At 64.3% G+C, this 25,785-nt stretch carries 24 protein-coding genes; 9 read left to right on the top strand and 15 right to left on the bottom strand.

Annotation, left to right across the window (positions count from 1 at the left end):
• Positions 1–239 precede the first annotated feature (239 nt).
• A complete protein-coding gene (yghU, locus tag GQA94_RS03745) occupies positions 240–1,079 on the top strand; it encodes a glutathione-dependent disulfide-bond oxidoreductase (protein WP_158186805.1) in 840 nt (279 codons plus the stop codon).
• 176 nt (positions 1,080–1,255) lie between these two features.
• On the opposite strand, the gene GQA94_RS03740 is transcribed toward yghU, so the two are convergent.
• From GQA94_RS03740 to GQA94_RS03725, 4 genes are all read right to left on the bottom strand, one after another.
• Positions 1,256–1,762, bottom strand: coding sequence for a DUF4126 domain-containing protein (locus GQA94_RS03740; RefSeq protein ID WP_158186804.1), 507 nt, complete (start codon positions 1,760–1,762; stop codon positions 1,256–1,258).
• A 99-nt stretch (positions 1,763–1,861) separates the two neighbouring features.
• Positions 1,862–3,916, bottom strand: a complete 2,055-nt coding sequence (locus GQA94_RS03735) for an ATP-binding protein (protein ID WP_158186803.1) — start codon at positions 3,914–3,916, stop codon at positions 1,862–1,864.
• Between the two features lie 276 nt (positions 3,917–4,192).
• Entirely contained in the window at positions 4,193–5,191 is a 999-nt protein-coding gene (locus GQA94_RS03730; RefSeq protein ID WP_158186802.1) for an NAD(P)H-quinone oxidoreductase, read from the bottom strand.
• 214 nt (positions 5,192–5,405) lie between these two features.
• The gene (locus GQA94_RS03725) at positions 5,406–5,600 is read right to left on the bottom strand and encodes a DUF2934 domain-containing protein (RefSeq protein ID WP_158186801.1); all 195 of its coding nucleotides are present in this window, start codon (positions 5,598–5,600) and stop codon (positions 5,406–5,408) included.
• 715 nt (positions 5,601–6,315) lie between these two features.
• Here GQA94_RS03725 and GQA94_RS03720 point away from each other — a divergent pair.
• Positions 6,316–6,768 carry a bacteriohemerythrin gene (locus tag GQA94_RS03720; RefSeq protein ID WP_158186800.1) on the top strand — a complete coding sequence of 151 codons (453 nt, stop codon included), beginning with the start codon at positions 6,316–6,318 and terminating at the stop codon, positions 6,766–6,768.
• A gap of 40 nt (positions 6,769–6,808) precedes the next feature.
• On the opposite strand, the gene pbpG is transcribed toward GQA94_RS03720, so the two are convergent.
• Entirely contained in the window at positions 6,809–7,750 is a 942-nt protein-coding gene (gene pbpG / locus GQA94_RS03715; RefSeq protein ID WP_158186799.1) for a D-alanyl-D-alanine endopeptidase, read from the bottom strand.
• A gap of 444 nt (positions 7,751–8,194) precedes the next feature.
• On the opposite strand from pbpG, the gene GQA94_RS03710 reads away from it, so the two are divergent.
• Positions 8,195–8,506 carry a glycine zipper domain-containing protein gene (locus tag GQA94_RS03710; RefSeq protein WP_158186798.1) on the top strand — a complete coding sequence of 104 codons (312 nt, stop codon included), beginning with the start codon at positions 8,195–8,197 and terminating at the stop codon, positions 8,504–8,506.
• A gap of 15 nt (positions 8,507–8,521) precedes the next feature.
• Positions 8,522–9,133 (top strand): NAD(P)-dependent oxidoreductase, encoded by a 612-nt coding sequence (locus GQA94_RS03705; protein WP_158186797.1) that lies wholly within the window; start codon positions 8,522–8,524, stop codon positions 9,131–9,133.
• A 7-nt stretch (positions 9,134–9,140) separates the two neighbouring features.
• Here GQA94_RS03705 and aroE read toward each other — a convergent pair whose 3' ends face one another.
• The gene (gene aroE, locus GQA94_RS03700; protein ID WP_158186796.1) at positions 9,141–9,959 is read right to left on the bottom strand and encodes a shikimate dehydrogenase; all 819 of its coding nucleotides are present in this window, start codon (positions 9,957–9,959) and stop codon (positions 9,141–9,143) included.
• A 41-nt stretch (positions 9,960–10,000) separates the two neighbouring features.
• A complete protein-coding gene (gene hemF / locus GQA94_RS03695) occupies positions 10,001–10,918 on the bottom strand; it encodes an oxygen-dependent coproporphyrinogen oxidase (protein WP_158186795.1) in 918 nt (305 codons plus the stop codon).
• 154 nt (positions 10,919–11,072) lie between these two features.
• Between hemF and GQA94_RS03690 the strand changes: the two genes are divergently transcribed.
• Positions 11,073–12,050, top strand: coding sequence for an NADPH:quinone reductase (locus GQA94_RS03690; RefSeq protein WP_158186794.1), 978 nt, complete (start codon positions 11,073–11,075; stop codon positions 12,048–12,050).
• 28 nt (positions 12,051–12,078) lie between these two features.
• Here GQA94_RS03690 and GQA94_RS03685 read toward each other — a convergent pair whose 3' ends face one another.
• From GQA94_RS03685 to GQA94_RS03675, 3 genes are all read right to left on the bottom strand, one after another.
• The gene (locus tag GQA94_RS03685; protein ID WP_158186793.1) at positions 12,079–12,636 is read right to left on the bottom strand and encodes an L-threonylcarbamoyladenylate synthase; all 558 of its coding nucleotides are present in this window, start codon (positions 12,634–12,636) and stop codon (positions 12,079–12,081) included.
• A gap of 63 nt (positions 12,637–12,699) precedes the next feature.
• Positions 12,700–13,791: a DNA-processing protein DprA gene (dprA, locus tag GQA94_RS03680; protein ID WP_158186792.1), complete on the bottom strand. Its 1,092-nt coding sequence runs from the start codon at positions 13,789–13,791 to the stop codon at positions 12,700–12,702.
• An 84-nt stretch (positions 13,792–13,875) separates the two neighbouring features.
• Positions 13,876–14,901, bottom strand: coding sequence for a LysM peptidoglycan-binding domain-containing protein (locus GQA94_RS03675; protein ID WP_158186791.1), 1,026 nt, complete (start codon positions 14,899–14,901; stop codon positions 13,876–13,878).
• A gap of 148 nt (positions 14,902–15,049) precedes the next feature.
• On the opposite strand from GQA94_RS03675, the gene def reads away from it, so the two are divergent.
• The 4 genes from def (at position 15,050) to trkA (ending at position 19,501) form a co-directional block, all read left to right on the top strand.
• Entirely contained in the window at positions 15,050–15,556 is a 507-nt protein-coding gene (gene def / locus GQA94_RS03670; RefSeq protein WP_158186790.1) for a peptide deformylase, read from the top strand.
• A 243-nt stretch (positions 15,557–15,799) separates the two neighbouring features.
• The gene (gene fmt / locus GQA94_RS03665; RefSeq protein WP_158186789.1) at positions 15,800–16,729 is read left to right on the top strand and encodes a methionyl-tRNA formyltransferase; all 930 of its coding nucleotides are present in this window, start codon (positions 15,800–15,802) and stop codon (positions 16,727–16,729) included.
• 5 nt (positions 16,730–16,734) lie between these two features.
• Positions 16,735–18,057 carry a 16S rRNA (cytosine(967)-C(5))-methyltransferase RsmB gene (rsmB, locus tag GQA94_RS03660; protein ID WP_158190018.1) on the top strand — a complete coding sequence of 441 codons (1,323 nt, stop codon included), beginning with the start codon at positions 16,735–16,737 and terminating at the stop codon, positions 18,055–18,057.
• A 70-nt stretch (positions 18,058–18,127) separates the two neighbouring features.
• Entirely contained in the window at positions 18,128–19,501 is a 1,374-nt protein-coding gene (trkA, locus tag GQA94_RS03655) for a Trk system potassium transporter TrkA (RefSeq protein WP_158186788.1), read from the top strand.
• A 15-nt stretch (positions 19,502–19,516) separates the two neighbouring features.
• On the opposite strand, the gene GQA94_RS03650 is transcribed toward trkA, so the two are convergent.
• From GQA94_RS03650 to doeB, 5 genes are all read right to left on the bottom strand, one after another.
• Positions 19,517–20,896, bottom strand: a complete 1,380-nt coding sequence (locus GQA94_RS03650; protein ID WP_158186787.1) for an aspartate aminotransferase family protein — start codon at positions 20,894–20,896, stop codon at positions 19,517–19,519.
• 869 nt (positions 20,897–21,765) lie between these two features.
• The gene (locus tag GQA94_RS03645; RefSeq protein WP_158186786.1) at positions 21,766–23,229 is read right to left on the bottom strand and encodes an NAD-dependent succinate-semialdehyde dehydrogenase; all 1,464 of its coding nucleotides are present in this window, start codon (positions 23,227–23,229) and stop codon (positions 21,766–21,768) included.
• A 190-nt stretch (positions 23,230–23,419) separates the two neighbouring features.
• Complete coding sequence (locus GQA94_RS03640; RefSeq protein ID WP_158186785.1) at positions 23,420–24,079, bottom strand: 7-cyano-7-deazaguanine/7-aminomethyl-7-deazaguanine transporter; 660 nt, start codon at positions 24,077–24,079, stop codon at positions 23,420–23,422.
• A 108-nt stretch (positions 24,080–24,187) separates the two neighbouring features.
• Positions 24,188–24,694 (bottom strand): Lrp/AsnC family transcriptional regulator, encoded by a 507-nt coding sequence (locus GQA94_RS03635; protein WP_158186784.1) that lies wholly within the window; start codon positions 24,692–24,694, stop codon positions 24,188–24,190.
• Positions 24,695–24,779: 85 nt separating this feature from the next.
• On the bottom strand, positions 24,780–25,784 hold the full coding sequence (doeB, locus tag GQA94_RS03630) for a N(2)-acetyl-L-2,4-diaminobutanoate deacetylase DoeB (protein ID WP_158186783.1): 1,005 nt from the start codon (positions 25,782–25,784) through the stop codon (positions 24,780–24,782).
• Position 25,785: the final 1 nt, after the last annotated feature.

Genomic DNA, 25,785 nt, shown 5'->3' with positions numbered 1-25,785 from the left:
ACCTTGCTGCACGCGTGTTGGCGAGCGCAAACGGCGCACCGTTTTTTTATGGACTGGTTCTCAGCCATCGCCGATGGTCGTCAGATAGCGCTTACGACCGGGCTGACGTAATCATCGACTTCATGCAGTCAGAAGTGGCAGGCTTCGTCATCGCTCGGGCTGTGTTCGGCTCGCCTTGGTGTTGGCGAATCAAGCGCGCCCAGCCACCTGTTACCTCTATGCAGCGCCTGGAGATCGTCATGCCTGATACCCCTTACATCCCGCCCAAGGTCTGGACGCACGAAGCGCCCTCGGGTGGCAAGTTCGCCAGCATCAACCGCCCCACCGCCGGCGCCACGCATGACAAGCCGCTGCCGGTCGGCAAGCATCCCTTGCAGCTTTACTCGCTGGCCACGCCCAACGGTGTGAAGGTCACCATCATGCTCGAAGAGCTGCTGGCGCTCGGCCATGCCGGTGCCGAATACGATGCCTGGCTGATCCGCATCGGTGACGGCGACCAGTTCGGCAGCGGCTTCGTGGAGATCAACCCGAACTCCAAGATTCCGGCGCTGGCCGACCACAGCGAGGGCACGCCGGTGCGTGTCTTCGAGTCGGGTTCGATCCTGGTCTATCTGGCCGAGAAATTCGGCGCCTTCCTGCCGACCGAGCCCCGCGCCCGCACCGAAACCCTGAACTGGCTGTTCTGGCAGATGGGGTCTGCGCCGTTCCTGGGTGGCGGCTTCGGCCATTTCTATGCCTATGCACCGGAAAAGTACGAGTACCCGATCAACCGTTACGCGATGGAGGTCAAGCGGCAGCTTGACGTGCTCGACCGCCAGTTGGCCGAACGTCGCTACATCGCCGGTGACGACTACACCATCGCCGACATGGCGATCTGGCCGTGGTATGGCGGGCTGGTGCGTGGTGAGTTGTACGAAGCCGGTGAGTTTCTCTCGGTACACGATTACAAGCACGTGCAGCGCTGGGCCGCCGAGATCGGCGAACGACCGGCCGTGATTCGGGGTCGCAAGGTCAACCGCACCTGGGGTGAAGAATCGCAGCAGGTGCCTGAACGTCACGACGCCGCAGACCTCGACTGACGGCTCGGCTATAGCCAGGGTGGAACCGCAGCGGTTGTTCCACCCTGCCGGCGCCACCGGGACGCGGGCCGAACCCTTGGGCACCGCGCATCCCATGACCAGCCATTGCAGGCGCCACGCCTGCCTGCCGGTGGCCGGCCATCCGAGGCGCTGGAGCCCGCCCTGCCCCTGTCGTCTCACCGACGGCTTCGGGCGGGGTCCAGGGTCCGTTTCAGCCCGGCAGTACCGATGGCCAGCGCCAGGGCATCTTCCGTGAGCCCCAACGCCGCGTTCCTCATGCCTCCGGCGCTGCCATAGCGCTTGCGCAGGTCGAGCCCGATCTTTGCCGAGACGCACGCCGCCGACGCGCCTATCAGCGCCGGAAGCCAGACCGATTCCCGCCGCGCATTGGCCAACGCTGCCGCGCTCACGGCACCCGACAACGCGCGAACCAGCATCGACGGCGGGATCGTCCGATCCGGGGCGAAAGGCAGCTTGTCGCCCAGCAACTCGCTGGCGGCCAACGGCACCAGGAATTGCCGTGCACGGCGCAAGCCCAGCGTGCGCGCCGGCTCGTCCAGGTGATCGCGGTCATCGCGCACGGCCAGCGCACGGCTGACCATCGTCGGCGCCAGCATGCTGCGCATGCCCGTTACCACGCCAAGCGCCAAGGCACCCCAGAACAGATTGCTGGATAGGGTCATACGCATCGTCTCCCGGTCGTTGCTAATACCGACCGGTCGAGCAGAGGCGCGTTCACCCGCTGCGACCACCTGGGGTCGCAGCCAGGCGAGCGGCCCGTCTCAACGGTCCTGCGCGCCCAGCATCTCGCGCACCTTGATCGCGAACGCGTCGATGGCGAAAGGCTTGGTGATGACCGCCATGTCCGGCCCGAGGAAATCACTGGCAGCGGCGCTTTCGGCGTAGCCGGTCGCGAAGAGAACCTTGAGGCCGGGGCGCTGCTGACGAATGATTTCCGCCATTTGGCGGCCATTCATGCCGGGCAGGCCGACGTCGCTGACCAACAGGTCGATGCGCTGGCCGCTTTCGGAGATGCGCAAGGCTTCGGCGGCATCGCCGGCCTCGCGGGTCTGGTAGCCCAGGTCGTTGAGTACCTCGACCACCAGGGAGCGGACCACGGGTTCGTCTTCGACGACGAGGATGGTTTCGCCCGCGCCCTGTGGCGCCAGCTCGGGTTCTACTGGCAAGGGGGCGGCCTTGCCCTTGTAGACCGGCAGGTACAGGCAGACCGTCGTACCGCTGCCCGGCTGGGACTTGATGTGCACGTAGCCCTTGGCCTGCTTGATATAGCCATACACCATCGACAGACCGAGCCCGGTGCCCTGGCCGATGGGCTTGGTGGTGTAGAAGGGCTCGAACGCACGGGCCATGACCTCCGGCGTCATGCCAGTGCCGGTATCGGTGACGGTCAGAAGAACATAGTCACCCGCGCCCAGGCCTCGCATCTGCGGATCGGGCGGTTCGTCCATATGAAAACGGCTCGTCGCGAGGGTGATTCTGCCGCCGCTGGGCATGGCGTCGCGCGCATTGATGACCAGGTTGAGCACGGCACTTTCCAACTGGTTGACGTCCATGCAGGCGGGTCGCAGATCGGGCGCGAGGTCCGTCACGACCTCGATGTTTTCGCCCGTGGTGCGATGCAGCAGATCCTCCAGCGAGCGCACCATCTGATTGACATCGACGGGTTTGAGGTCCAGCGCCTGCTGGCGGGAGAAAGCCAGCAGACGTTGCGTCAGCGCCGCGGCGCGCTGGGCCGAGCTGGCCGCGGCGCTGATGTAGCGGTCTAGGTCCAACGGCTCGCCCCGGTGGTGGCGCCGCTGCATCAGGTCGAGGCTGCCAACGATGCCCGTGAGCAGGTTGTTGAAGTCATGGGCGATGCCGCCGGTGAGCTGGCCCACGGCCTCCATTTTCTGCGCCTGGCGCAGCGCTTTTTCCGTTCGGCTGTGCTCGGCAACCTCCGATGCGACGCGCGCTTCGAGATTCTCGTTGAGCTGGCGCAGCCGATGTTCACTGATGCTCAGGCCCTGTTCGGCATGCTTGCGCGCGCTGATGTCGGTGCAGGCGCCCGCGACATGGGAAGGCGCTCCCGCCGCGTTACGGAACACCTTGGCCTTGCACGCCAGCCATTGCTCGGGATCGGGACGCGCCAAGCGAAACTCCACTGACATGTCCTGACCGTCGCGGCAGTGCTCGAAAGCCAGGCGCACCCGGGGTCGGTCTTCGGGATGCACCCACTCGACGAAACGGTCGTCGTTATCGGGCTTCTGACCAGGCGAGAGATTGAATATCTGCTCCAGCGCGCTATCGATGTAAAGGCTGCGGTCGCACAGATACCAGTTGAACGTCCCGGTACCCGAAGCCAGCAGCGCTGCCCGAAAGCGCTCGTCCGAATAGCGCATTCGCGCCCGGGCTTCTTCCTGGCTGAGCGCCTGGTCGGTCACGTCTTCGGTCTTGTGGACAATGCAGTACATCTTGCCCTGCCTGTCGAATACCGGAAGATTGACCGTGCTCCAGTAGCGCATCTCGAAGCCGCCACCTTCGGAGGCCGGTCGCGGCACATCGTAGCGAGTGACCGCCATTCGATCGGGTACGCCGGTCTTCAGCACCCGCTCCAGCGAGGCGCGCAGAGCGCCAGCGCCGAACGCCTCGGGCTGATCGGGGTTTTCGCCGAAGACGTCGAATATGGAACGGCCGATGCACTCCTCACGGCGCTTGTGCGTTGCGCGCAGGCGGGCATCGCTGGCGGCGAGCATGATGAAGTCTGAGTCGGCGGACAGGACTAGATTGATTGCGGGCAAGGCCTCGAAGATGGCCTTGAAATCCAACTCGTGCTTCATCGGCTTCAGGATCGACCCAACTTAGGGCTCTTTCTCCTGAGACAGATGCCGTTTGCAGAGGTGCGGATAAGGGAGCAGCGACGCCACACGAAATGCCGTCGCAAGTGTCTGAATTCGAGCTGCAAGCCTCGATCCAGAGCGGTTTAGCCGGTGGTCGGCTGAGCCTGCGATCGGCCGTCAGGCCCATCAGCTAAGACCGCGGCCTTGCCCGCCCCGGCCCAGCTCCTTCGACAAGCTCACCCGACAGGGCTCGACCCGGCGGTGCGAGCGCTGCCGTCAGGGCGCGATCGCCAGCATGATCTTGCCGATATGCTGGCTGCTCTCCATCAGTCGGTGCGCGTGCGCGACCTCGTCGAGCGGGAAGGTGGAATGGATCACCGGGCGACACAGGCCTTGTTCCAGCAGCGGCCAAACCTTCGCCTGCAACGCCGTGGCGATATCCGCCTTCTGCGCGCGGCTGCGCGGCCGCAGGGTAGACCCGGTGAAGGTCAGGCGCTTGCGCATGATCGGCGAAGTATCCAGCTCCACGCGGCTGCCCTGGAGGAAGGCAATCTGCACCAGCCGTCCTTCCAGTGCGAGGGATTGGATATTGCGGGGTATATAGTCGCCGCCCACCATGTCGAGAATGACGTTTACACCGTTGCCGTCGGTGGCTTGGGCGACCGCCTCGACGAAGTCCTCCTCGCGGTAGTTGATCACCCGATCCGCTCCGGCGCGCTGGCAGGCCTGCACCTTCTCGCTGTTGCCAACCGTGGTGAATACGCGGGCACCGAACTGCTTGGCCAACTGAATGGCGGTCAGGCCGATACCACTGGAACCACCGTGCACCAGCAAGGTTTCACCTGCCTGCAGGGCACCCCGCTCGAACACGTTGCTCCAGACCGTGAAATAGGTTTCAGGCAGCGCCGCGGCCTCTAGCAAGGAGAGCCCGGCAGGGACCGGCAAGCAGTGTTCAGCGGGCGCCACGCAGTATTCGGCGTAGCCGCCGCCCGGTGTCAGTGCGCACACCTGATCACCCAGTTTCCAGCGGCTCACCTGGGCGCCGAGCGCGACGATTTCACCGGCGATCTCCAGGCCGAGCAACGGCGACGCGTCCGGTGGCGGCGGGTAGCTGCCAGAGCGCTGGAACACGTCGGGCCGATTGATTCCGGCATAGGCCACGCGAACCAGCACATCGTGCGGGCCCGGCTCGGGGACCGGCCCTTCGACCAGCCGCAGGCACTCGGCACCGCCACCCGGGCGGTGCTCTACATGACGCATGGTTTGCTTGCTCATGGGTTTTGTCATTCCTTCCAAAGTCCAGATGCCGCCTTCGCATCATCGATGGCAGCTCGTCCCCACACGGTAGTGCCCGTCAGCCGCAACGCCAACCCCCAGGGCCGATTGATCTCAGGCTCGGCGTTGCGCAAAAGAACGGCCGCCAGCCCGCTGTGGACGACATCAGTCGACGACGGGCTGTGCGTTCCGGATCGCTCGGAAGCGACCGCCTTCACTCCTCAGACGGTTTGGGCATCGGGATGGCGACGCTGCTTTCAACGCTGCCGGCCAGCGGGTCGCCTTCCTTGTAGAAGGGTTCCATCTCGTCGCGGGCCCGCATCCAGTATTCGACATCCTGGCCCTCTGGACGGCCAGCTTCTTCCCAAAGCTGATAGGCCCGTTCACGTATGCGTTGTTCATCGTTCATGTCTGTTCACCTCGCTGGGATTGAACCGGGCGCCGGCCAGTACCGGCGGCGTCGGCGGGACCACCCTTCAGCAGAGGCGAGCCACACAAGGTTGGTTCCGGCAGTCGTGCCATAGCCGACGAATCGACCGCTGCAAGCGGCGCCTGTCACTGAACCGTCACCGAACGCTATCAGGTGAATGAATACGCCGGCTCGTTCGATACAACAAGTCTCTCTCACACCGCCGACATGCCCATTAAAAGCAGAATGTCCGCCTGGATTCACTAACTGTTTCAATATAGGGTTATTCCGTCCCGGACATAACAAACACCAGCAGCAGTTCATACAAACTGCGCTACTCAATAAATAAATACACTTTACGTAAAACCATATGGTCTGCCGCAAGATACTCAGCGGCTTCGTGGTTGTTGCACGTGTCATCATGGCTGGAAGGGCTTGCGCATGAGCCATGGGCGACCCCCGCTGACGGCCTTCGCCTTGCTGGCTGCCGCGCAGTGGCTTCGCGTCGGTCCATACCCGCGCGCGGCGGCATCCGCCCCAATAGCGCGTCGTTACGCTGTACGGGTCACTTTCGAGCGGCTGGGCTGGCTGCCCGGTGGAATCGCAAAATTAAGACGATTCTTAAAATGGCCACATCCGAAATTCCAGCTCGCAGGCGAGCGTTACCATTGATCGAATCGATCTCAAGCCCTGTTTCCTGTAGTGGAGTTTCGCCATGACGTATCTAGTTTGGAAAGATAGTATGAATACCGGCATTCATGTCATCGACAATCAGCACAAGCGTATCGTGGATATGATCAACGAACTTCACGAAGCGCAACAGGGGCAGGAAAAAGAAGCGGTCAGCAATGTAATCGAAGAATTGATCGACTATACCCTGTCACACTTCGCTTTCGAAGAAACGCTGATGGAAGATGCGCAATATCAGTTTTCGCGGGCACATAAAAAAATCCACGAACTTTTTATCCGACGTGTCGAGCAATACCGGACTCGCTTCGAGCAGGGCGAAGATGTGGGCGATCAGTTGAAGGAATTGCTCTCGCGCTGGCTGATCAACCACATCTGCAACGATGACGTCGACTACGTCAAATCCGTCCGGCGCAACATGCACGAATTGCTTGAGGACAAGGGCTGGCTGTCAGGCGCGATGAAACGCTTTTTTGGTTGATCGACCCACTCGCAACCCGCGCCCGGTGCCGGCGCGCCCTTCAGCGTGCGCCGGCTACCACCGTGGATGCATCGTCGGATTGGGCAGCCAGCTGTCGCTGGGCCATCTTCTGCTGCTTGTAGGCCAACGCGGCGGGGGCCACCGGCGTCACCCTGCCGGTTTCCAGCCACTTTTTAAGTCGGCTCGCATCGGCGATGTGTGTGTACTTGCCGAACGCATCCAGCACCACGAAAGCCACTTCGCGCTGATCCATGACAGTGCGCATCACCAGACAGTGACCGGCCGCGTTGGTGAAGCCGGTCTTGGTCAGCTGAATGCTCCAGTCAGGTTTGCGCACCAGGGCGTTGGTGTTGCGAAAACCCAACGTGTAGTTGGGTTTGTGGAAGGCGACGGTCTTTTCCGAGGTGGTGCTGAACTGTTCTATCAGCGGATAGGCCTGGCTGGCCTTGAGCAGCTTGACCAGATCGGTGGCACTGGAAACGTTCCGCTCGGACAGCCCCGTGGGCTCGATGTAGCGAGTCTGAGACATGCCGAGCGCCTTCGCCTTGGCGTTCATTGCCTGAATGAAGGCGGAATAACCGCCCGGATAGTGATGGGCAAGGCTCGCCGCGGCGCGATTCTCCGACGACATGAGCGTCAGCAGGAGCATCTCGCGACGGCTGATTTCACTCCCGATACGCACGCGCGAAAACACACCTTGCATCTCCCGCGCGTCGCGGATGGTGACCGGCAGACGTTGGTCAAGCGGCTGCTTGGCGTCGAGCACGACCATCGCCGTCATGACCTTGGTTACCGAGGCGATGGGCACCACCAGGTTGGGGTTACTCGAATACAGGACCTCATTGCTTTTGAGATCGACCAGCAATGCGCTGCCGGAGGCGAGCTCCTGAACGACCGGTGCAGTCGCGGCGGTCACGGCTGGGGACAGTATGAGACTGCCGCACGCGAGCAGCAGACCGAGAATGGATTGGCGAAACTTCAAGATGAACACCGATGAATTGGCTGTGAAAAAAATGGCGCGCCGAGGTCGACGCCAGCGGCGCGCATTATAGGGAACCCAGGCGAGGAGCACGCGCCTGCACGAGGATATTTCGACCTGTCCCGCGCATCCCGGCCCCTTGCACAAAGAGCGTCTCGCTTGCTGCATCCCATCGGCGCCTGAACGAAACCGGGCGCGTGATAGCGCAGCGATCTGAGTGTAGAAGAACATCGACTGCTGCGCTTCAAACGCCTCGCGCCTCGTGATGAAGCAGCAATCGCGCCGCTCGCCTTGCTATCGGCACGCGCGCGCAACGTATCAATCGGCCCGACGGACGGGAACCCGGACGCCACGCACGGGTCCGCTGCCTGGCAGAACCTTCGTCGCAACGCTGCACCTTCGGCCGCACGCACGGTCCAATCAGCACATTCAAAGGGGAGACCGACTATGTCCCGCTTCAGCCACAAGCCCACCACCCGCGCCGAGATCGAACGCGAAATCCAGGACCTCATGACCGCCCTTGACGAACTCAAGCACGACGCGACCCGCGGTTCGCGGCACCGCTTCGATGCCCTGCGCGCACGCGCCGAGTCGCTGTGGCATGACGCCGACTGGGACGCACATTGCCGTGACCTGTCCAAACGGGGCCGTGACGCCAGCCGCCTGGCCAAGGAGTGCGTGCGCGAGCACCCGCTGAGCACCGTGGCGCTAGCCGCCGGCGCGGTTGCGCTGATCGGCTATCTGGTCACGCGGCGCTGAGCGGACAAGCCGCGCATGCTCAACGCTGAGACGCCCAGACTCAAGTTCGCCTTGTACGGGGCGCACTCGAGCCTGGGCAACGCGGTGACATGCGAGCTGCTGACCCGCCAGCATGAGGTCGTGGCACTGGTCGACGATCTGAATTCGATGACCGTCCGCCCCGGCCTGCGCGCCAAGACGGGCGACCTGTTCGATGCCGTCAGCGTGTCGCAGAGCGTTGCCGGCATGGACGCGGTGATCTGCCTCTACGAAAGCGCTTCGGTGCCCACCGCATCGGGTGCGCCGGCGACGGCGCAGCGGCAGGATTTTTATCAGGCCGTGGACGCTTTACTGTCCGGGCTGCCCAAGGTCGGCGTCGAGCGGCTGCTGCTGGTAGCCGACCTCTCCAGCCATGGCGAGGCCCCCGAAGTCGCGGCGGCCCTGCAACGCATCGCCGTGCACCCGATGAAATGGACCCTGGTGGATGCCGAGACCGACGGCGAAGACCTGTCGCTCGAAGACTTCGCCGATCTCGAAGGCCTTGGCGACGATGATCGTCGCGTGCAGCTTCGGCGCATCGCCGCCGGGATGGTGGATGAGTTGGAAAGACCGCAGCACCTGCATCAGCAGGTTCACTTTCGCCTGTAAGCGTTGCCTAACCGACAAGCTGACCGCGCAACTGCGCCAGTACCGGCGCCGATGCCGGGCGCACGCCGCGCCACAATTCGAAAGCCGCTGCCGCTTGCTCGACCAGCATGCCCAATCCATCGCGGGTTCGTGCACCCAGTCCAGCGGCCCATTGGCAGAAAGGCGTCGGCGTCGCGCTGTACATCATGTCGTAGCAGAAGGTCGCGTCCGCGCGGACCAGGCCGTCGGCCAGACGCGGTAGTTCACCGCCAAGACTGGCTGACGTACCGTTTATGATCACATCGAACGGGCCTTCCAACGGCTCGAAAGCGCTCGCGCTCACTGACCCCAGCTCGGCGAACTCGCGTGCTAGTTGCTCGGCCTTGCTCAGTGTCCGGTTGGCGATGACCAGCGCTGCCGGCCGCTCTGCCAGCAGCGGCTCGAGCACGCCGCGTACCGCGCCACCTGCACCGAGCAGCAGGATGCGCTTGCCTTGCAGCCGCACACCGGCGTTGTCCAGCAGATCGCGCACCAGGCCGACACCGTCGGTGTTGTCGCCCAGCAACGCGCCGCCGTCGAGCTTCTTCAACGTGTTCACTGCCCCGGCGCGACGCGCGCGTTCAGTCAACCGATCAGCCAGGCGGTAGGCCTCTTCCTTGAACGGCACGGTGACGTTGGCACCCAGTCCGTATTCGAAGAATGTGCGAGCGAAGCCAGGAAAGTCGTCCAGCGGTGCCAGCAACGGTTCATAACCCAGCGCTTGCGCTGTCTGCTCGGCGAACAGTCGATGAATCTCTGGTGACTTGCTATGGGCAATGGGGTTGCCGAAAACGGCGTAGCGATCCATGGATGTCCTCGTCTGTAAGCGGCACGCGAAGCCTGTCGGGGCTATGGCTGTCCCGCCAGCCAGTCGCGGTCCTGTAGGAAAAACTCGGTCAAGCGTGCTTCCGGTGTGCCCGGCTCGGGATGCTTGTCGTAGCCCCAGCGCACCAGCGGTGGCAGCGACATGAGGATCGACTCGGTACGCCCGCCCGATTGCAGGCCGAACAGCGTACCGCGGTCGTAGACCAGGTTGTATTCCACGTAGCGGCCGCGACGCAGTTGCTGGAATTCCCGCTCGCGCTCGCCGTAGGGCGTCGCTTTGCGCTGCTGCACGATCGGCAGGTAAGCATCGACATAGGCGTCGCCGACCGCCCGCATGAAGGCGAAGCTGGTGTCGAAGTCCCATTCGTTCAGATCGTCGAAGAACAACCCACCGACGCCGCGCGGCTCGTTGCGATGCTTGATGTGGAAGTAACGGTCGCACCATTCCTTGTAGCGCGGGTAGACATCCGCGCCGAAGGGCGCACAGGCATCGCGCGCCACGCGGTGCCAGTGCACGCAATCGTCCTCGTTACCGTAGTAGGGCGTGAGGTCGAAGCCGCCGCCAAACCACCAGACCGGCGCTTCGCCTTCCTTTTCGGCAATGAAGAACCGCACGTTCGCATGCGAGGTCGGCACGTAGGGGTTTTGCGGATGGATCACCAGCGACACGCCGAGCGCCTCGAAGCCCCGCCCAGCCAGCTCCGGGCGGTGCGCACTGGCCGAAGGGGGCAGGCCGGTGCCGTGTACATGGGAAAAATTCACACCGCCTTTTTCGATCAGCGCCCCGTTTTCGATTACCCGTGTCCGTCCACCGCCACCCGCCGGGCGGGTCCAGGCATCCTCGACGAAGCGGGCAGCGCCATCTTCGGCTTCAAGGGCGGCGCAGATACGGTCCTGCAGGTCGAGCAGGTAGGCTTTGACGGCTTCGGTACGCTCGTTCACGAAATCACCTTGGCAAATAGCGGCACAGCCCCGGCGGCAGCGGCCGGCCAGGAAGTGCTTCAGCGGGAGGGCCGGCAAGCATATCACCCAGCCGATTGACGAATACGCCCGGGAAGCGTTGGATAGGCTCTTTTGCATCTGTCCAGGAGTCGATATGTCGCAGCGCATACAGTTCAGCCAGCACGGTGGCCCCGAAGTCCTCGAACAGGTAGACGCGCCTGTCACGGCGCCGGGAGCGGGGGAGGTTCGAGTACGCAACCACGCCATCGGCCTGAATTTCATCGATACCTATTTCCGCAGCGGTCTCTACGTGCCGCCGAGCTTGCCGTCCGGTTTGGGCACCGAAGGGGCTGGCCAGGTCGAAGCGGTCGGCGAGGGTGTCAGCGGCTTGCAGGTCGGTGACCGCGTGGCCTACGCCACCGGCCCGCTTGGCGCGTATGGCGAGCACCACACGCTGCCGGCACGGCATTTGGTGAAGCTGCCCGAGGCCATCAGCTACGAACAAGCGGCGGCCGTCATGCTCAAGGGCCTGACCACGCAATACCTGTTGCGCCAGACCCACGCGCTGCAGGCAGGCGAGACCGTGCTGTTCCATGCCGCCGCTGGCGGGGTCGGTTCGATCGCCTGCCAATGGGCCAAGGCCATCGGTGCCCGATTGATCGGGGTGGTCGGTTCCGCGGAGAAAGCCGAGCGGGCCAAGGCGCTGGGTGCCTGGGCCACCATCGACCGCACGCAGGAAGATGTGGTGCAACGCGTGCTGGAACTCACCGATGGCAAGAAGTGCCCCGTGGTCTATGACTCGGTGGGCAAGAGCAGCTGGGAGGTTTCGCTGGATTGCGTGGCACCGCGCGGCCTGCTGGTCAGTTTCGGCAACGCCTCGGGCGCCGTCACCGGCGTCAACCTCGGAGTGCTCGCGCAGAAGGGCTCGCTGTACCTCACCCGGCCGACGCTCGCCGGCTATGCGGACACCGCCGAGCGCCTGCAGACGATGGCCGCCGAGCTGTTCGAGATGATTGCCAGCGGCAAGATCAAGGTCGAGATCGATCAGCGCTACCCACTCGCTGAAGCCGCCGAGGCGCAGCGCGCCCTGGCGGCGGGCCGGACGACCGGTTCGACCATTCTGCTGCCCTGACGCAGCATCGCCGGCCGTCCTGTTGCCGTCAGGACGGCCTGATCACTTCGCCGTTACGCACGTCGCGGATGGTGCTTGGGTTGCGACGCCCACCCAGGCGCCCACCCAGCACCCCGTCGAGCTGGCCTGGGAAATACTGTTCGACACGCAGACGCGACCGCGCGGCAGGGCGACCGGCAGGGTTCGCCGAGGTCGAGACCAGCGGCCCGCTCAGCGCGCATAGCCGTGCGACCAGCGGATGATCGCTGACCCGCAGGGCCACGCTGTCATGCTTGCCGGTAATCCAGTCCGGTAGCCGCTGCCGATGCGGCACCAGCCAGGTATTGGGGCCCGGCCAGCTGCCCGCCAGCCGATCCAGCCAGCGCTCGGGCAGATCATCGAGGAGAAACGCGAATTGCTCGACGCAATCGGCCACCAGGATCAGCCCTTTTTCCACCGGCCGCTCCTTGAGCGCGAGCAACCTGTGCACCGCATCGCTGTCCCACGGATCGCAGCCCAGTCCCCAGACCGCTTCGGTCGGGTAGGCGATGACCCCGCCGCTCCTGACCACTCGGGCCGCCTGCTGCACGCGCCAGTTACCGACCATTCGCACCTCCGCTGAGACTGATCGGCGCAGTGTACCCAAGCCCATGCGCCCGCACAGCCGTGCTTAACCGGTTCGCGCCACCCAGAGGCCGTTATCACAGGCCACCAACCCCTCGATCTCCAGCTCGGTCAGTTCAGCCAGCACCTGGGCCAGCGGTTGTGCCAGCGCGCCGGCAAGTGTTTCGCTGGTCATCGATCCGGCGACTAACTGATCAAGTAGCGGATGAGACGGACGAGCAGGGTGCGCCGGACTTTCTACGGTTGTCCGTTGCCAGCCCTGCAGCGCCTGAAGGATGTCGTCGACGCTTTCGACCAGCGCGGCGCCCTGACGAATCAGCTGATGGCAGCCGCGTGCGCCAGGATGATGAATCGAACCGGGAATGGCGTACACCTCACGGCCCTGCTCGGCCGCCAACCGCGCGGTTATCAGCGAGCCACTGGAAAGACTGGCCTCGACCACCAGCACGCCGAGCGACAGCCCGCTGATAATGCGGTTGCGGCGAGGAAAATTGGACGCGTGCGGCGCGCAATCCAGCGGCAGTTCGGATACCAGCGCACCGCCATGGGCGACGATTCGCTCGGCAAGCCCAACGTGGCGACGCGGGTAGATTCGCATCAGTCCGGTGCCGAGTACGGCGATCGTTCCACCGCTCACGTCCAGCGCGCCCTGGTGCGCCGCGCCATCGATACCCAGGGCCAGCCCGCTGGTGATCACGAAGCCACCCCCAGCGAGGCTGCGCGCGAAGGCAGTGGCGTTATCCAGGCCGGGACGCGAGGCTCGACGACTGCCGACCATTGCCAGCTGCGGCCGCTCCAGCAGGGCGGGATCGCCGTCGACGAACAACAGCGGCGGCGCGTCCGGCAATTGCGCCAGCAACCCCGGGTAACCCGGCTCGTCCCACATCACCAGATGATGACCCGGCTGCGCCAGCCAGCTCAGCGCCTGGGCGGCTCGTTCGCGTATCGCCGGGGCGCGGCGGGGTTCGGCACAGCTGGGCGGCAATCCCAGCGCACGCCACGCGGAGGCCGGTGCGCTGAGCGCGGAGGACGCATTGGGAAACGCCGTCAGCAGTTTATGCAGACGTCGCGGACCGAGCTCTGGCAGCAGATGCAGGCGCAGGCGCGCTTCGAGTTCGGCAGGAGAAATCGAGGCCATGGGAACCGTCCTTGTTTCGTCGCACCGCATCCATGCGGCGTACCACAGAAACGACAAGCCCCGCATCGGCGGGGCTTGTCAGTGTCAGGGATTGCGGATCTTGTCCATTACCGCCAGCGAGCGCGTGGCCTGCAACACCAGGCCATAGCTGAGCTTGTCATAGGTGCGGAAGACCATCAGCAACCCCGAACGCTCGTCCGGAATCTTGACCTGCTCGCCGGTCACCCGATCACGCACGGTTTCGCCGGTCTTGTATACCGCCAGCACGTTACCGATGCTCAGGCCGTCGCGCGCGCCCTTGTTCAGCGTCACTACATCGAACTGGCCGATCTGCGTTACACCGCGAGGCACGTCGAGGATGACGCCGTTGATCTCGCCTTCCGGCTCGCTCGGCATGAAGGTCGAGTTCACCGCACGCTCCTCGCTAGGGAACATGCGATCGCCGATGCGCGCTTCCTGGGTGACCCGCGTGAGCATCATGGTCGCGATATCGCCTTCCATGTCGAGGAGCTCGGCGGTGCCCACGTCGTCGGCGTTGATGCCCAGGAACTCCTCGGTCTCGGGGTCCATATAGGTTTTGCCCTGACGGAAGATGCCATAGACACCGATACCCTCCTGGAACTCGCCACGCCCGTACACACGATCACCGGAGCCGCTGATGACGCGCTCGGCGTTGCCGGCGACGATATAGGGCGCGGCCTGGAATTCAGCGGCGCTGTCGACGATACGGTTGCTCAACAGGAAACTGTTGATGGCTTCCAGCGGGATGGTGCTGATGGCTTCGGCCATCGGTGTGGTGCGGACCGTCGGCGAAAGCTTGATGGTCCCACGCGACGCGCCGCGATTGAGCATGACGCGCGGTTGGCCGTCGATATAGACCAGGCTCAGGCTGTCACCGGGGTAGATCAGGTGCGGGTTTTCCACCTGCGGGTTGGCGTGCCAAAGCTCGGGCCACTTCCAGGGCTCACGCAGGAAACGACCGGAAATATCCCAGAGGGTGTCGCCTTTCACTACGGTGTACTGCTCCGGATGATCATCCTTGAGCTGCACAGCGGCCTGTGCCATGCCGCCAACCGCCACCAACAGCAGGGCGAGTAGTGATTTCCTCATGTGGTGAATCCCTTTATGATGTGCCTTCACGTAAAGCGCCCTAGCGCCGCAGAAACCCTTGTGGAAAGCGGCGTTAAGCCGTTTACAAGCTGCTCGGCATCTTAGCAGCGGCTTTTGACTTTATTCCATAAGTGCATCACAAACGCATATGGCAATCCTGAACATCCTAGAATTTCCCGATCCACGCCTGCGCACCATCGCCAAACCGGTGGACGTGGTCGACGATGGCATTCGTCAGTTGATCGACGACATGTTCGAGACCATGTACGACGCGCCGGGTATCGGCCTGGCCGCGACGCAGGTCAATGTGCACAAGCGCGTGGTCGTGATGGACCTGTCCGATGACCGGTCCGAGCCGCGGGTTTTCATCAACCCGGAGTTCGAGTTCCTGACTGACGAGATGGAGCAGTATCAGGAAGGTTGCCTGTCGGTGCCCGGTTTCTACGAGAACGTCGACCGCCCGCAGAAGGTCAAGGTCAAGGCGCTGGATCGCGACGGCCAGCCATACGAACTGATCGCCGAGGGCCTGCTCGCGGTGTGTATCCAGCACGAGTGCGATCACCTCAACGGCAAACTGTTCGTCGACTATCTGTCCAATCTCAAGCGCGACCGGATCAAGAAGAAGCTGGAAAAGCTTCACCGTCAGCAGGCTTGATCACCGACCCCAAAGGCGTGCATCGCCGGTGGTGTGAAACGTAGCGAGCGAGGGTCAGACGCAACGACCGGGGGATTGGCGCACCCAGGAGCGATCCCAGGGGCGAGTGCAGCGAGTCAGGCAACCCAATAGCGGGCTGTGCTCGACGGGTCTCGCGGACACGCCTGCCATTGACTCAGATGACCCGCGCGCAGCCGTTTCATGCTGCCTGAGCAGCCAGCCATTCATTGACGAGTCCTCTTCATGCGCATCGTTTTTGCCGGTACTCCGGAATTCGCCGCCCAGCACCTGCAAGCCCTGCTCGACGCCGGGCGGCAGGTGATCGCGGTCTACACCCAGCCGGATCGGCCTGCGGGTCGAGGGCAAAAGCTGATGCCTAGCCCGGTCAAGCAACTGGCACTGCAACACAGCATTCCGGTTTACCAGCCACAGACACTACGCGACCCCGCGGCCCAGACCGAATTGGCCGCGTTGCGCGCCGACCTGATGGTGGTCGTGGCCTATGGATTGATTCTGCCGCAAGCCGTGCTCGACCTGCCGCGCCTGGGCTGCATCAACAGTCATGCCTCGCTGCTGCCGCGCTGGCGCGGCGCCGCGCCGATCCAGCGCGCGATCGAAGCCGGCGATGCCGAATCCGGGGTCACCGTGATGCAGATGGAAGCCGGCCTGGATACCGGTCCGATGCTGCTCAAGGTCAGCACACCGATCGACGCCGAGGACACCGGCGGCAGCCTGCACGACCGGCTCGCCGCGCTGGGTTCCGATGCCGTGGTCACGGCTGTCGCCGCGCTTGAAGCCGGCACGCTCAGCGGCGAGGTGCAGGACGACAGTCTGGCGACTTATGCGCACAAGCTGAACAAAGACGAGGCGCGCATCGACTGGAGCCGGCCGGCTGCCGAACTGGAGCGCCTGGTACGCGCGTTCCACCCCTGGCCGATCTGCCACAGCCGTCTGGATGAAGCAGCGGTGAAGATTCATGCGGCGCGGCTGGAGACGGGGCAGGGCGCGCCCGGCCAGATCATCGGTGCCAGCAAGGACGGCCTGCAGGTCGCCTGCGGTGAAGGCTCGCTGTTGCTCACTCGACTACAGCTGCCCAATGGCAAGCCGCTGAATTTCAGCGATCTGTACAACAGTCGGCGCGAGCAGTTCATGCCTGGCAAGGTGTTCGAATAATGTCGATGAACCCGCGCCTGGCCGCTGCGCGTGCGCTCAGCGTGGTGCTGTCCGGCAAGGCCTCACTGAACAGCAGCCTGCCGGACGTACTGGGCAAGGTCGACGCCCGAGACCGAGGGCTGACCCAGGACCTGGCGTTCGGCACTGCCCGTTGGCAGCCACGCCTGGCGGGCCTCGCCGAACGTCTCCTGCAAAAGCCATTCAAGGCGGCGGACCGAGACGTCGAAGCGCTGCTGCTGGTCGGCCTTTATCAGCTGTTCCATACCCGTATTCCGCCCCACGCCGCCATCGGCGAAACCGTCGGTTGCGTGCAAAAACTCAACAAACCCTGGGCCAAGGGGCTGCTCAATGCGGTGCTGCGCAATGCCCAGCGTGAGGGCGAGGCGCTGTTTGCCGAGTTGGAGCGCGATCCGGTGATTCGCTTCGCCCATCCGCGCTGGTTGCAGAAATCCCTGAAAGCGCACTGGCCCGAGCACTGGCAGGCCATCTGCACCGCGAACAATGCCCATCCGCCGATGATGCTGCGGGTCAACCATCGTCAGGTCGAGCGGGATGCCTATCTCGATGAGCTGCAGGCCGCCGGCCTCGAAGCGTTCCCCTGCGCCTACAGCGAGGACGGTATCCGCCTGGCTGCGGCCTGCGATGTCAACCAGTTGCCCGGTTTTGCGCAAGGCCGCGTCAGTGTGCAGGACGAAGCGGCCCAGTTAGCGGCAGGGCTGCTCGATCTCGCCCCGGGACAACGCGTGCTGGATGCCTGCTGCGCGCCCGGCGGCAAGACGTGCCATATCCTCGAGCGCGAGCCTGAGCTGGCAGAGGTCATCGCGCTGGACCTCGAACCGAAACGACTTCAGCGCGTCCAGGAAAATCTCGACCGCCTGCAATTGCAGGCCAAACTGGTCGCGGCTGATGCCCGTGCGACCGAAGTCTGGTGGGACGGGCAGCCATTCCAGCGCATTCTCCTCGATGCACCCTGTTCGGCGACCGGCGTGATCCGCCGTCATCCGGATATCAAGCTGGCCCGGCAGGCCGAGGACATCGCGCCGCTGGCGACCCTTCAAGGCGAAATGCTCGACGCGCTGTGGCCCACCCTGGCCGTTGGAGGCGTGCTGCTGTATGCAACCTGCTCGGTGTTGCCGACGGAAAACCGCGAGGTAATCGAAGCCTTCCTGGCGCGCATGCCCGGCGCTCGGGAATTAGACCTGCCGAGCGAATTCGGCCTGGAGCAGTCTCATGGACGCCAGTTGCTGGCGCAGGAAAATGGCCACGACGGTTTCTATTACGCCAAACTGATCAAGATCACGGCCCAACCCAGCGGCCCGGATTCGTAAATGCGCCAGGCACAAGGCCTCGGCCAATCATGGACGCGGCGGCCTGAAGCCGCCTATCAGGAGTGATCGCGTGAAGATCATCATTCTCGGTGCGGGACAGGTGGGTGGCACGCTTGCCGAAAATCTCGCCAGCGAAGCCAATGACATCACTGTGGTGGACACCGATGCCGATCGCCTGAGGGATCTTGGCGACCGCCTGGACATCCGTACCGTGGTCGGCCGCGGTTCGTTTCCGACCGTATTGCGCCAGGCCGGTGCCGATGACGCCGACATGCTGGTCGCGGTGACCAACAGCGACGAAACCAACATGGTCGCCTGCCAGGTCGCCTACACACTGTTCCATACCCCGACCAAGATCGCCCGGGTGCGCGAGTCGGCGTATCTGACCCGTTCCGGTCTGTTCAACAACGAGGCGATCCCAGTCGACGTCCTGATCAGCCCGGAGCAGGTAGTCACCAATTACATCAAACGTCTGATCGAGCATCCCGGATCGCTGCAGGTGATCGACTTCGCCGAAGGCAAAGCGCAGCTGGTGGCGGTGCGGGCCTATTACGGGGGGCCGCTGGTCGGCCAGGAGCTGCGCCAGCTTCGCAATCACATGCCCAACGTCGACACCCGCGTGGCGGCAATCTTCCGTCGCAACCAGGCCATCCTGCCGCAAGGCGATACGGTGATCGAAGCGGATGACGAGGTGTTCTTCATCGCCGCGCGCGGGCACATCCGCGCCGTGATGAGCGAGATGCGCCGGCTCGACGATTCCTACCGGCGGATCGTCATCGCCGGTGGCGGACACATCGGCGAACGCCTGGCCGAAGCCATCGAAAGCCGCTATCAGGTCAAGATCATCGAGATGAACCCGGCACGTTGCCGCTACCTCTCCGATACCCTCGACAGCACCATCATCCTCCAGGGCAGCGCCTCGGATCGCGATCTGCTGGTCGAAGAGAACATCAACGATGCCGACGTTTTCCTGGCCCTGACCAACGATGACGAAGCCAACATCATGTCGTCGCTGCTGGCCAAGCGGCTGGGCGCGCGCAAGGTGATGTGCATCATCAACAACCCGGCCTACGTTGACCTGGTCCAGGGCGGCGAGATCGATATCGCCATCAGTCCCCAACTGGCCACCATCGGTACGCTGCTGACCCATGTGCGCCGGGGCGATATCGTCAGTGCCCACTCGCTGCGCCGGGGCGCGGCGGAGGCCATCGAGGTGATCGCCCACGGCGATGCGCGATCGAGCAAGGCCGTCGGCCGAGCCATCGGCAAGATCGCCTTGCCCCCCGGCACGACCATCGGTGCGGTGATTCGCGATGATCAGGTGCTGATCGCCCATGACAACACCGTCATCGAATCCGGCGATCACGTGATCCTGTTCCTCGTCGACAAGAAGCATATTCGCGACGTGGAGCGCCTGTTCCAGGCCGGCCTGACCTTCTTCTGAGGACCGCGAGGTGCCTCAAAGCACCTCGCTGGCTACCGCGTCCACCGCGCTTCGGGCTATTTCGACGATCTGGTCGGCCTCCGCCTGGGTCAATATCAGCGGCGGCGCGAAGCCGAGAATGTCGCCGTGCGGCATGGCGCGGGCGATCATGCCACGCTCCAGGCAAGCGGCCGATACGCGCGGGCCTACCTTCAGCGCCGCGTCGAAGGGCGTGCGCGCCTCCCTATCGGCCATGAATTCGAGCGCCGCCAGCATGCCCACGCCGCGCACCTCGCCCACCAGCGGATGATCGTCGAACGTCCGCCGCAGCTGAGCGTTGAGGTACGCGCCCACCTCGGCGGCGTTGCCTGCAAGGTTCTCTTTTTCCAGGATGTCCAGATTCGCCAACGCCGCTGCAGCGCAGATCGGATGTCCGGAATAGGTCCAGCCGTGCCCCATGGCGCCGTCGCGCGCAGAAGCCTCTTCGATAACATTCCATACCTTTTCTCCGACGATGACCGCCGAAAGCGGCGCATAGGCGCTGGTGAGACCTTTGGCCGTGGTGATCAGGTCCGGCCTCATGCCGAACAGCTGACTGCCCATCGACGTGCCGAGACGGCCGAAGGCGCAAACCACCTCGTCGGCGATCAGCAGAATGTCGTACTTCGCCAGGACGGCCTGGATGGCGTCCCAGTAGCCTTTGGGCGGGACGATGATACCGCCCGTGCCCATCACCGGTTCGCCGATAAAGGCCGCCACGGTTTCCGGGCCTTCGCGCTGGATCAGTTGCTCCAGGTCCGCGGCGCAATGGCGCACGAACGCCGCCTCGTCCATGCCAGCCGGGGCCTTGTAGAAATGCGGGCAGGCGGCGTGCTTGATGTCTGCGTGCGGCAGGTCGAAGTGCTGGTGGAAGCTGGCCAGGCCGGTCAGGCTGCCCGTCATGATTCCCGAACCGTGGTAGCCGCGCTGGCGGGCAATGATCTTCTTCTTCGCCGGGCGGCCGAGCACGTTGTTGTAATAGCGCACCAGCTTGATCTGGGTTTCGTTGGCATCCGAGCCGGAAAGCCCGTAATAGACCTTCTTCATGCCCTCGGGAGCCCAGTCGATGATGCGGCGCGACAACTCGATGATGGCCTCGGTCGAGTGGCCGACATAGGTGTGGTAGTAGGCCAGTTGCTTGGCCTGCTGGTAGATCGCCTCGGCCACTTCGGTACGCCCGTAGCCAATGTTGACGCAGTACAGCCCGGCGAAGGCGTCGATCAGCTCGCGGCCTTCATGGTCGCGGATGCGGATGCCCGAGGCGCCAGTGACGATGCGCCCCTTGAGCGCCCCGCTGGCATGGTCGTGGGCATGGGTGGACGGGTGCATGAAGTGAGCACGGTCCTGGGCGAATAGCGCGTCGTAGTCATGACTCATGGGCGTCTCCATTTGCAGTGATCGGATGGTTTGGTTTGCCAGACATTTCCACTTCCGGACTCGCGCGTGAGGCGCGCCCCGCGGCGAATGCGGGCTGAAGGGCGTCCGGTGCCCCGGGGCGGTCGAAGGTAAAAGCTTCGCCCCGGGGCGGGCCTCCCACAGTTCGAGATGGGCCCGCGCGCCCGAGCCGGCCCGCCAGAAAGCAGAAGGCGGTCGAGGAGCTCAAAAGGGGCCGCATGGCCTTCGTCCCCGCTCTTGTGGGAGGCGCGCGCTCGGCGAATGCGGGCTGCAGGGCTCCGGTGCCCTGGTGCGGTCGAAAGCAAACGCTTCGCCCCGGGGCGGGCCTCCCACAGTTCGAGATGGGCCCGCGCGCCCGAGCCAGCCCGCCAGAAAGCAGAAGGCGGTCGAGGGGTTCAAAAGGCTCCACATGGTCCTTGTCCCCGCTCTTGTGGGAGGCGCGCCCTGCGGCGAATGCGGGCTGCAGGGCATCCGGTGCCCTGGTGCGGTCGAAGGCAAACGCTTCGCCCCGGGGCGGGCCTCCCACAGTTCGAGAGGGGCCCGCGCGCCCGAGCCAGCCCGCCAGAAAGCAGAAGGCGGTCGAGGGATTCAAAAGGCGCCACATGGTCCTTGTCCCCGCTTTTGTAGGAGGCGCGCCCCGCGGCGAATGCGGGCTGCAGGGCGTCCGGTGCCCTGGTGCGGTCGAAGGCAAACGCTTCGCCCCGGGGCGGGCCTCCCACAGTTCGAGATGGGCCCGCGCGCCCGAGCCGGCCCGCCAGAAAGCAGAAGGCGGTCGAGGGGTTCAAAAGGCGCCACATGGTCTTTGTCCCCGCTCTTGTGGGAGGCGCGCCCCGCGGCGAATGCGGCGCCCATCAGTAGCGCTGGCCCTGATGATGGATGCACAGGTACTGCGTCTCGACGAAGGGCTCGAAGCCTTCGCTGCCGCCCTCGCGGCCGAGGCCGGAGGCTTTCATCCCGCCGAAGGGGATCGGGTGGCCGGTGAACCGCGTGCCATTGACCGCGACCATCGCGTGATCGAGCCGCCGGATGAGCGAATGGATCTCGTCGAGGCGGTTCGAGCAGATGTAGGCGGCCAGCCCGTATTCGGTGTCGTTGGCGATGGCCACCGCTTCGTCGATGCTGTCGAATGGCAGCACGCCGGCGATCGGAGCGAAGTTTTCTTCACGGTAGATACGCATGGTCGGCGTGACGTCGGCCAGCACTGTCGGCTGCCAGAACCAACCGCCAAGGGCGTGGGGCTCACCCCCAACCAGCAGCCGGGCACCTTTATCGAGCGCGTCGGCAACCCGCGCGGCCGTGGCGTCGAATGCCGCCTGGTGCATCAGTGGGCCGATCTGGCTGCGTTCATCCATCCCGGGGCCGACGCGCAGTTCCCGCACGGCACGCGCAAAGCGTGCGAGGAAGGCTTCGTAGAGGGCGCGATGGACGAGGATGCGGTTGGCTGCGCAACAGTCCTGGCCGGAGGTCTGGAACTTGGCATCCATTGCTACCTGCACCGCGTGCTCGAGATCGGCGTCCGCGCAAATGATCAGGGGCGCGTTGCCACCCAGCTCCAGTGCCACGTTCTTCACGCCGGACGCGGCGGCGGCCAGTATCAGACGACCCACCCGGGTCGATCCGGTGAAACTCACCGAACGCACGCGGGGGTCCTGCACCAGCGTCTGCATGGTCATCTGCGGCTCGCCGAGCACCACGTTGAACACGCCGGGTGGCAGTCCCGCTTCGTCGGCGAGTTGGGCCAGGGCGAAAGCGGAGTAGGGTGTTTCGTGTGCAGGCTTGACCACCACCGTACAGCCCGCCGCCAACGCGGCGGCAGCCTTGCGGGTGATCATCGCGCTGGGAAAATTCCACGGGGTGAGCAGGGCACAGACGCCGACCGGTACTTTGCGTGTGCTCAGCTCCGCGTCGTGTATATGGCTGGGGATGGTCCGTCCGTAGAGCCGTCGGGCCTCTTCGGCGAACCAGGGGATGAAACTCGCGGCGTAGCGAATCTCGCCACGCGCCTCGGCCAACGGCTTGCCCTGTTCTTCGCAAAGGATCAATGCCAGGTCTTCCTGATGCCGCAGGATCAGCTCATGCCAACGACGCAGGATCGCTGCACGTTCGTCCAGGCTGGACTGACGCCAGGCCTCGAAGGCGCGCTCGGCTGCTTCCAGCGCGCTGCTGATCTGCTCTCGATCGAGCATCGGCACATGACCGATTTCGGCCTGGTTGGCCGGGTTTTGCACGGCGATGCTGGCACCGTCGCGACTGTGGACCCACTGACCGTCCACGTAGCAGAGCGATTTGAACAGCAGCGGATGTTCGAGTGACATGGCGGTGTCTCCAAGCCGATTGGCATGGGAGACATGCTAGGAAAGGGCGGCTTGGGTTCTTTTCCGTAGCGGCCCGAGTGGACCGGTGGATCTTTTCGTTTGCCGGGGTCGAAACGAGAAAAAATGCTGCCGATCAGCCTGAAGCGAAGGGCACCCGATGACGGGTCAGCCCGACGCTCCCAGGCAACGCTCAACGTGACGCGGCGGCGGTCGGCTGGCCCGGCAGCAGGCGCACGATGGCGTTCAACAGCATGCCGTAGAGCGGCACGAACAGCGCCAGGCTGACGGCCAGTTTTATCACGTAGTCGACACTGGCGATCTCCACCCAGTTGGCCGCCATGAAGGGATCGTCGCTGTGCCAGAAGGCGACTGAGAAAAACAGGAAAGTGTCCAGCAGGTTACCGAACACGGTGGAGGCACTGGGCGCGATCCACCACTGGCGCAGCCGTCGCAGACGGTCGAATACCTGGATGTCCAGCACCTGGCCGAGCGCGTAGGCCAGAAAGCTGGCGACCGCGATACGGAACACGAACAGGTTGAACTCGCCGAGCGCGGCCAGGCCGCTGAATGCGCCCTGGTGGAAGAGCACCGAGACGACGTAGGAGGCCACCAGTGCAGGGAGCATGACCCGCGCGATGACGCGTCGTGCCGGGCCTTTGCCGAGCAGGCGCACCGTCAGGTCGGTGGCCAGGAAGATAAACGGGAAGCTGAACGCGCCCCAGGTGGTGTGCCAGCCGAACAGGGTGATCGGCAGTTGCACCAGATAATTGCTGGCGATGATGATCAGTATGTGAAACGCGATCAGGCCGCCCAGGGTGATCCGGCGGACCGATGAAGGGATTTGCAGCATGACATGTCCTTTTTGAACGTGATGGGGTGAGGGAACCCATTTGCCGGCAACGTGGCCGAGGCGGCGCGCATTCTAGTGCCATTTCGGCTGCGGAGATAGTCACGCCGGTCAGGACTGCGCCGTCCGCAGCGCCTGTGCTTGCTCGTCGAACGCCGTGGGCGCATTGCCCTGGTCGAGTTTGATGTCTTTGGTGACGATGTAGGTGTAGTAGCGCTCGATCCCCAGGTCATCTGTCAGCAGCATGTCGATGAAGCGCTGGTAGTGGTCGATGTCGCGCGCTCGAATCATGGCGATGTAGTCGATGCCGCCGCCGGTGGCGTAGCAGAACGCGACCTCCGGTGCCGCGGCCAGTCGTTGCTCGAAGCGTCGCATGTCCTGCGCGGTGTGCCGCGCCAGGCTGATTTCCACCAGTACCTGCTGGGTGCGGAACAACGCGCCCCAGTCGATCAGTGCGCGATAACCGCGCACCAGTCCGGCGGCCTCGAGCTTGCGCACGCGCTCCCAGGCAGGGGTTACCGACAGGTTGATGGCCTCGGCCAGCGCCGATTTGGTGATCCGCCCGTCTTCGGACAGGATGCGCAAAATCTTCAGGTCATAGCGGTCGAGCTTGTGCATGGTTACTCCCCAGAAAGAGCGCCCGGCGCGCCAATGATCGTCTGCCCGGCCGAGTCTCCATTCGCTGCAAACCCAGGCTCCATGCTCACAGCACCACCTGCGCGATCACGGCCAGCGTGTCACCGCTTTGTACCCGTCCGGGAAAATGCCGCGCGCTGATCAGACCGCCACGCGGAGCCCGGTACTCGACCGGCGCTACACCGGTGCGGCGCGCATCGTGGACCCGCGCCACCCGCTCGCCGCGCTGCACGGTCTCACCCAGGTCCTTGCACATTTCAAGCAGGCCATCGCTTTCGCTGCAGAGGTAGCAATCCTCATCCGGCATGTCGAGCATGACCGATTCGGATGGCTCGGCTTCCCCGTCAAGCAAGTCGAAATGGATCAACAGGTTGCGCACGCCACGCTCGGCGATGGCGAGGCTACGGGCACTGACGGAGCCGCCGCCGCCCAGTTCGGTGGTGACGAAAATCTTGCCCAGTGCCTCGGCCGCGGTGTCGTACATGCCCAACGCGTCCTGCTCCAGCATGCGCATGCAGTAGGGCGCCGCGAAGGCGCGCATAGCCGCTTCGCAGCGTGCCTGCTGGACCTTGTCCGCCAGGACATGACAGGCGGCGAACGGCAGGAAGTCGAGGGTCTTGCCACCGGAGTGGATATCGAGCACCAGGTCGGCCAACGGCAGCAGATGACGCTGGAAATAGTCGGCGATCTTCTCAGTCACGCTGCCGTCGGGGCGCCCGGGAAAGCTGCGGTTGAGGTTGCCACGATCGATCGGCGAGGTGCGTGTGCCGGCCCATACGGCCGGCGCGTTCATGAACGGGATGATGATCACCCGACCGCGCAGGCGCGCCGGATCGAGGCCGCGCGCCAGCTTGCTCAGTGCCAGCGGTCCCTCGTACTCATCGCCGTGGTTGCCGCCGCTGAACAGCGCGGTGGGCCCGGCGCCGTTCTTCACTACGCTGATCGGAATCATCAGCGCGCCCCAGGCCGAATCATCGCGCGAGTAGGGCAGTCGCAGATAACCGTGCTGGACACCGTCGCGCTCGAAGTCGACGGTGGGGCTGATCGGGTTGCGCAAGGGTGTTTCGCTCATG

Origin of the sequence: Stutzerimonas stutzeri (assembly GCF_009789555.1) — a bacterium.
GTDB lineage: Bacteria > Pseudomonadota > Gammaproteobacteria > Pseudomonadales > Pseudomonadaceae > Stutzerimonas > Stutzerimonas stutzeri_R.
Note: the sequence above shows the minus strand (reverse complement) of the source record. Positions and strands in the feature narration are given on the sequence as shown.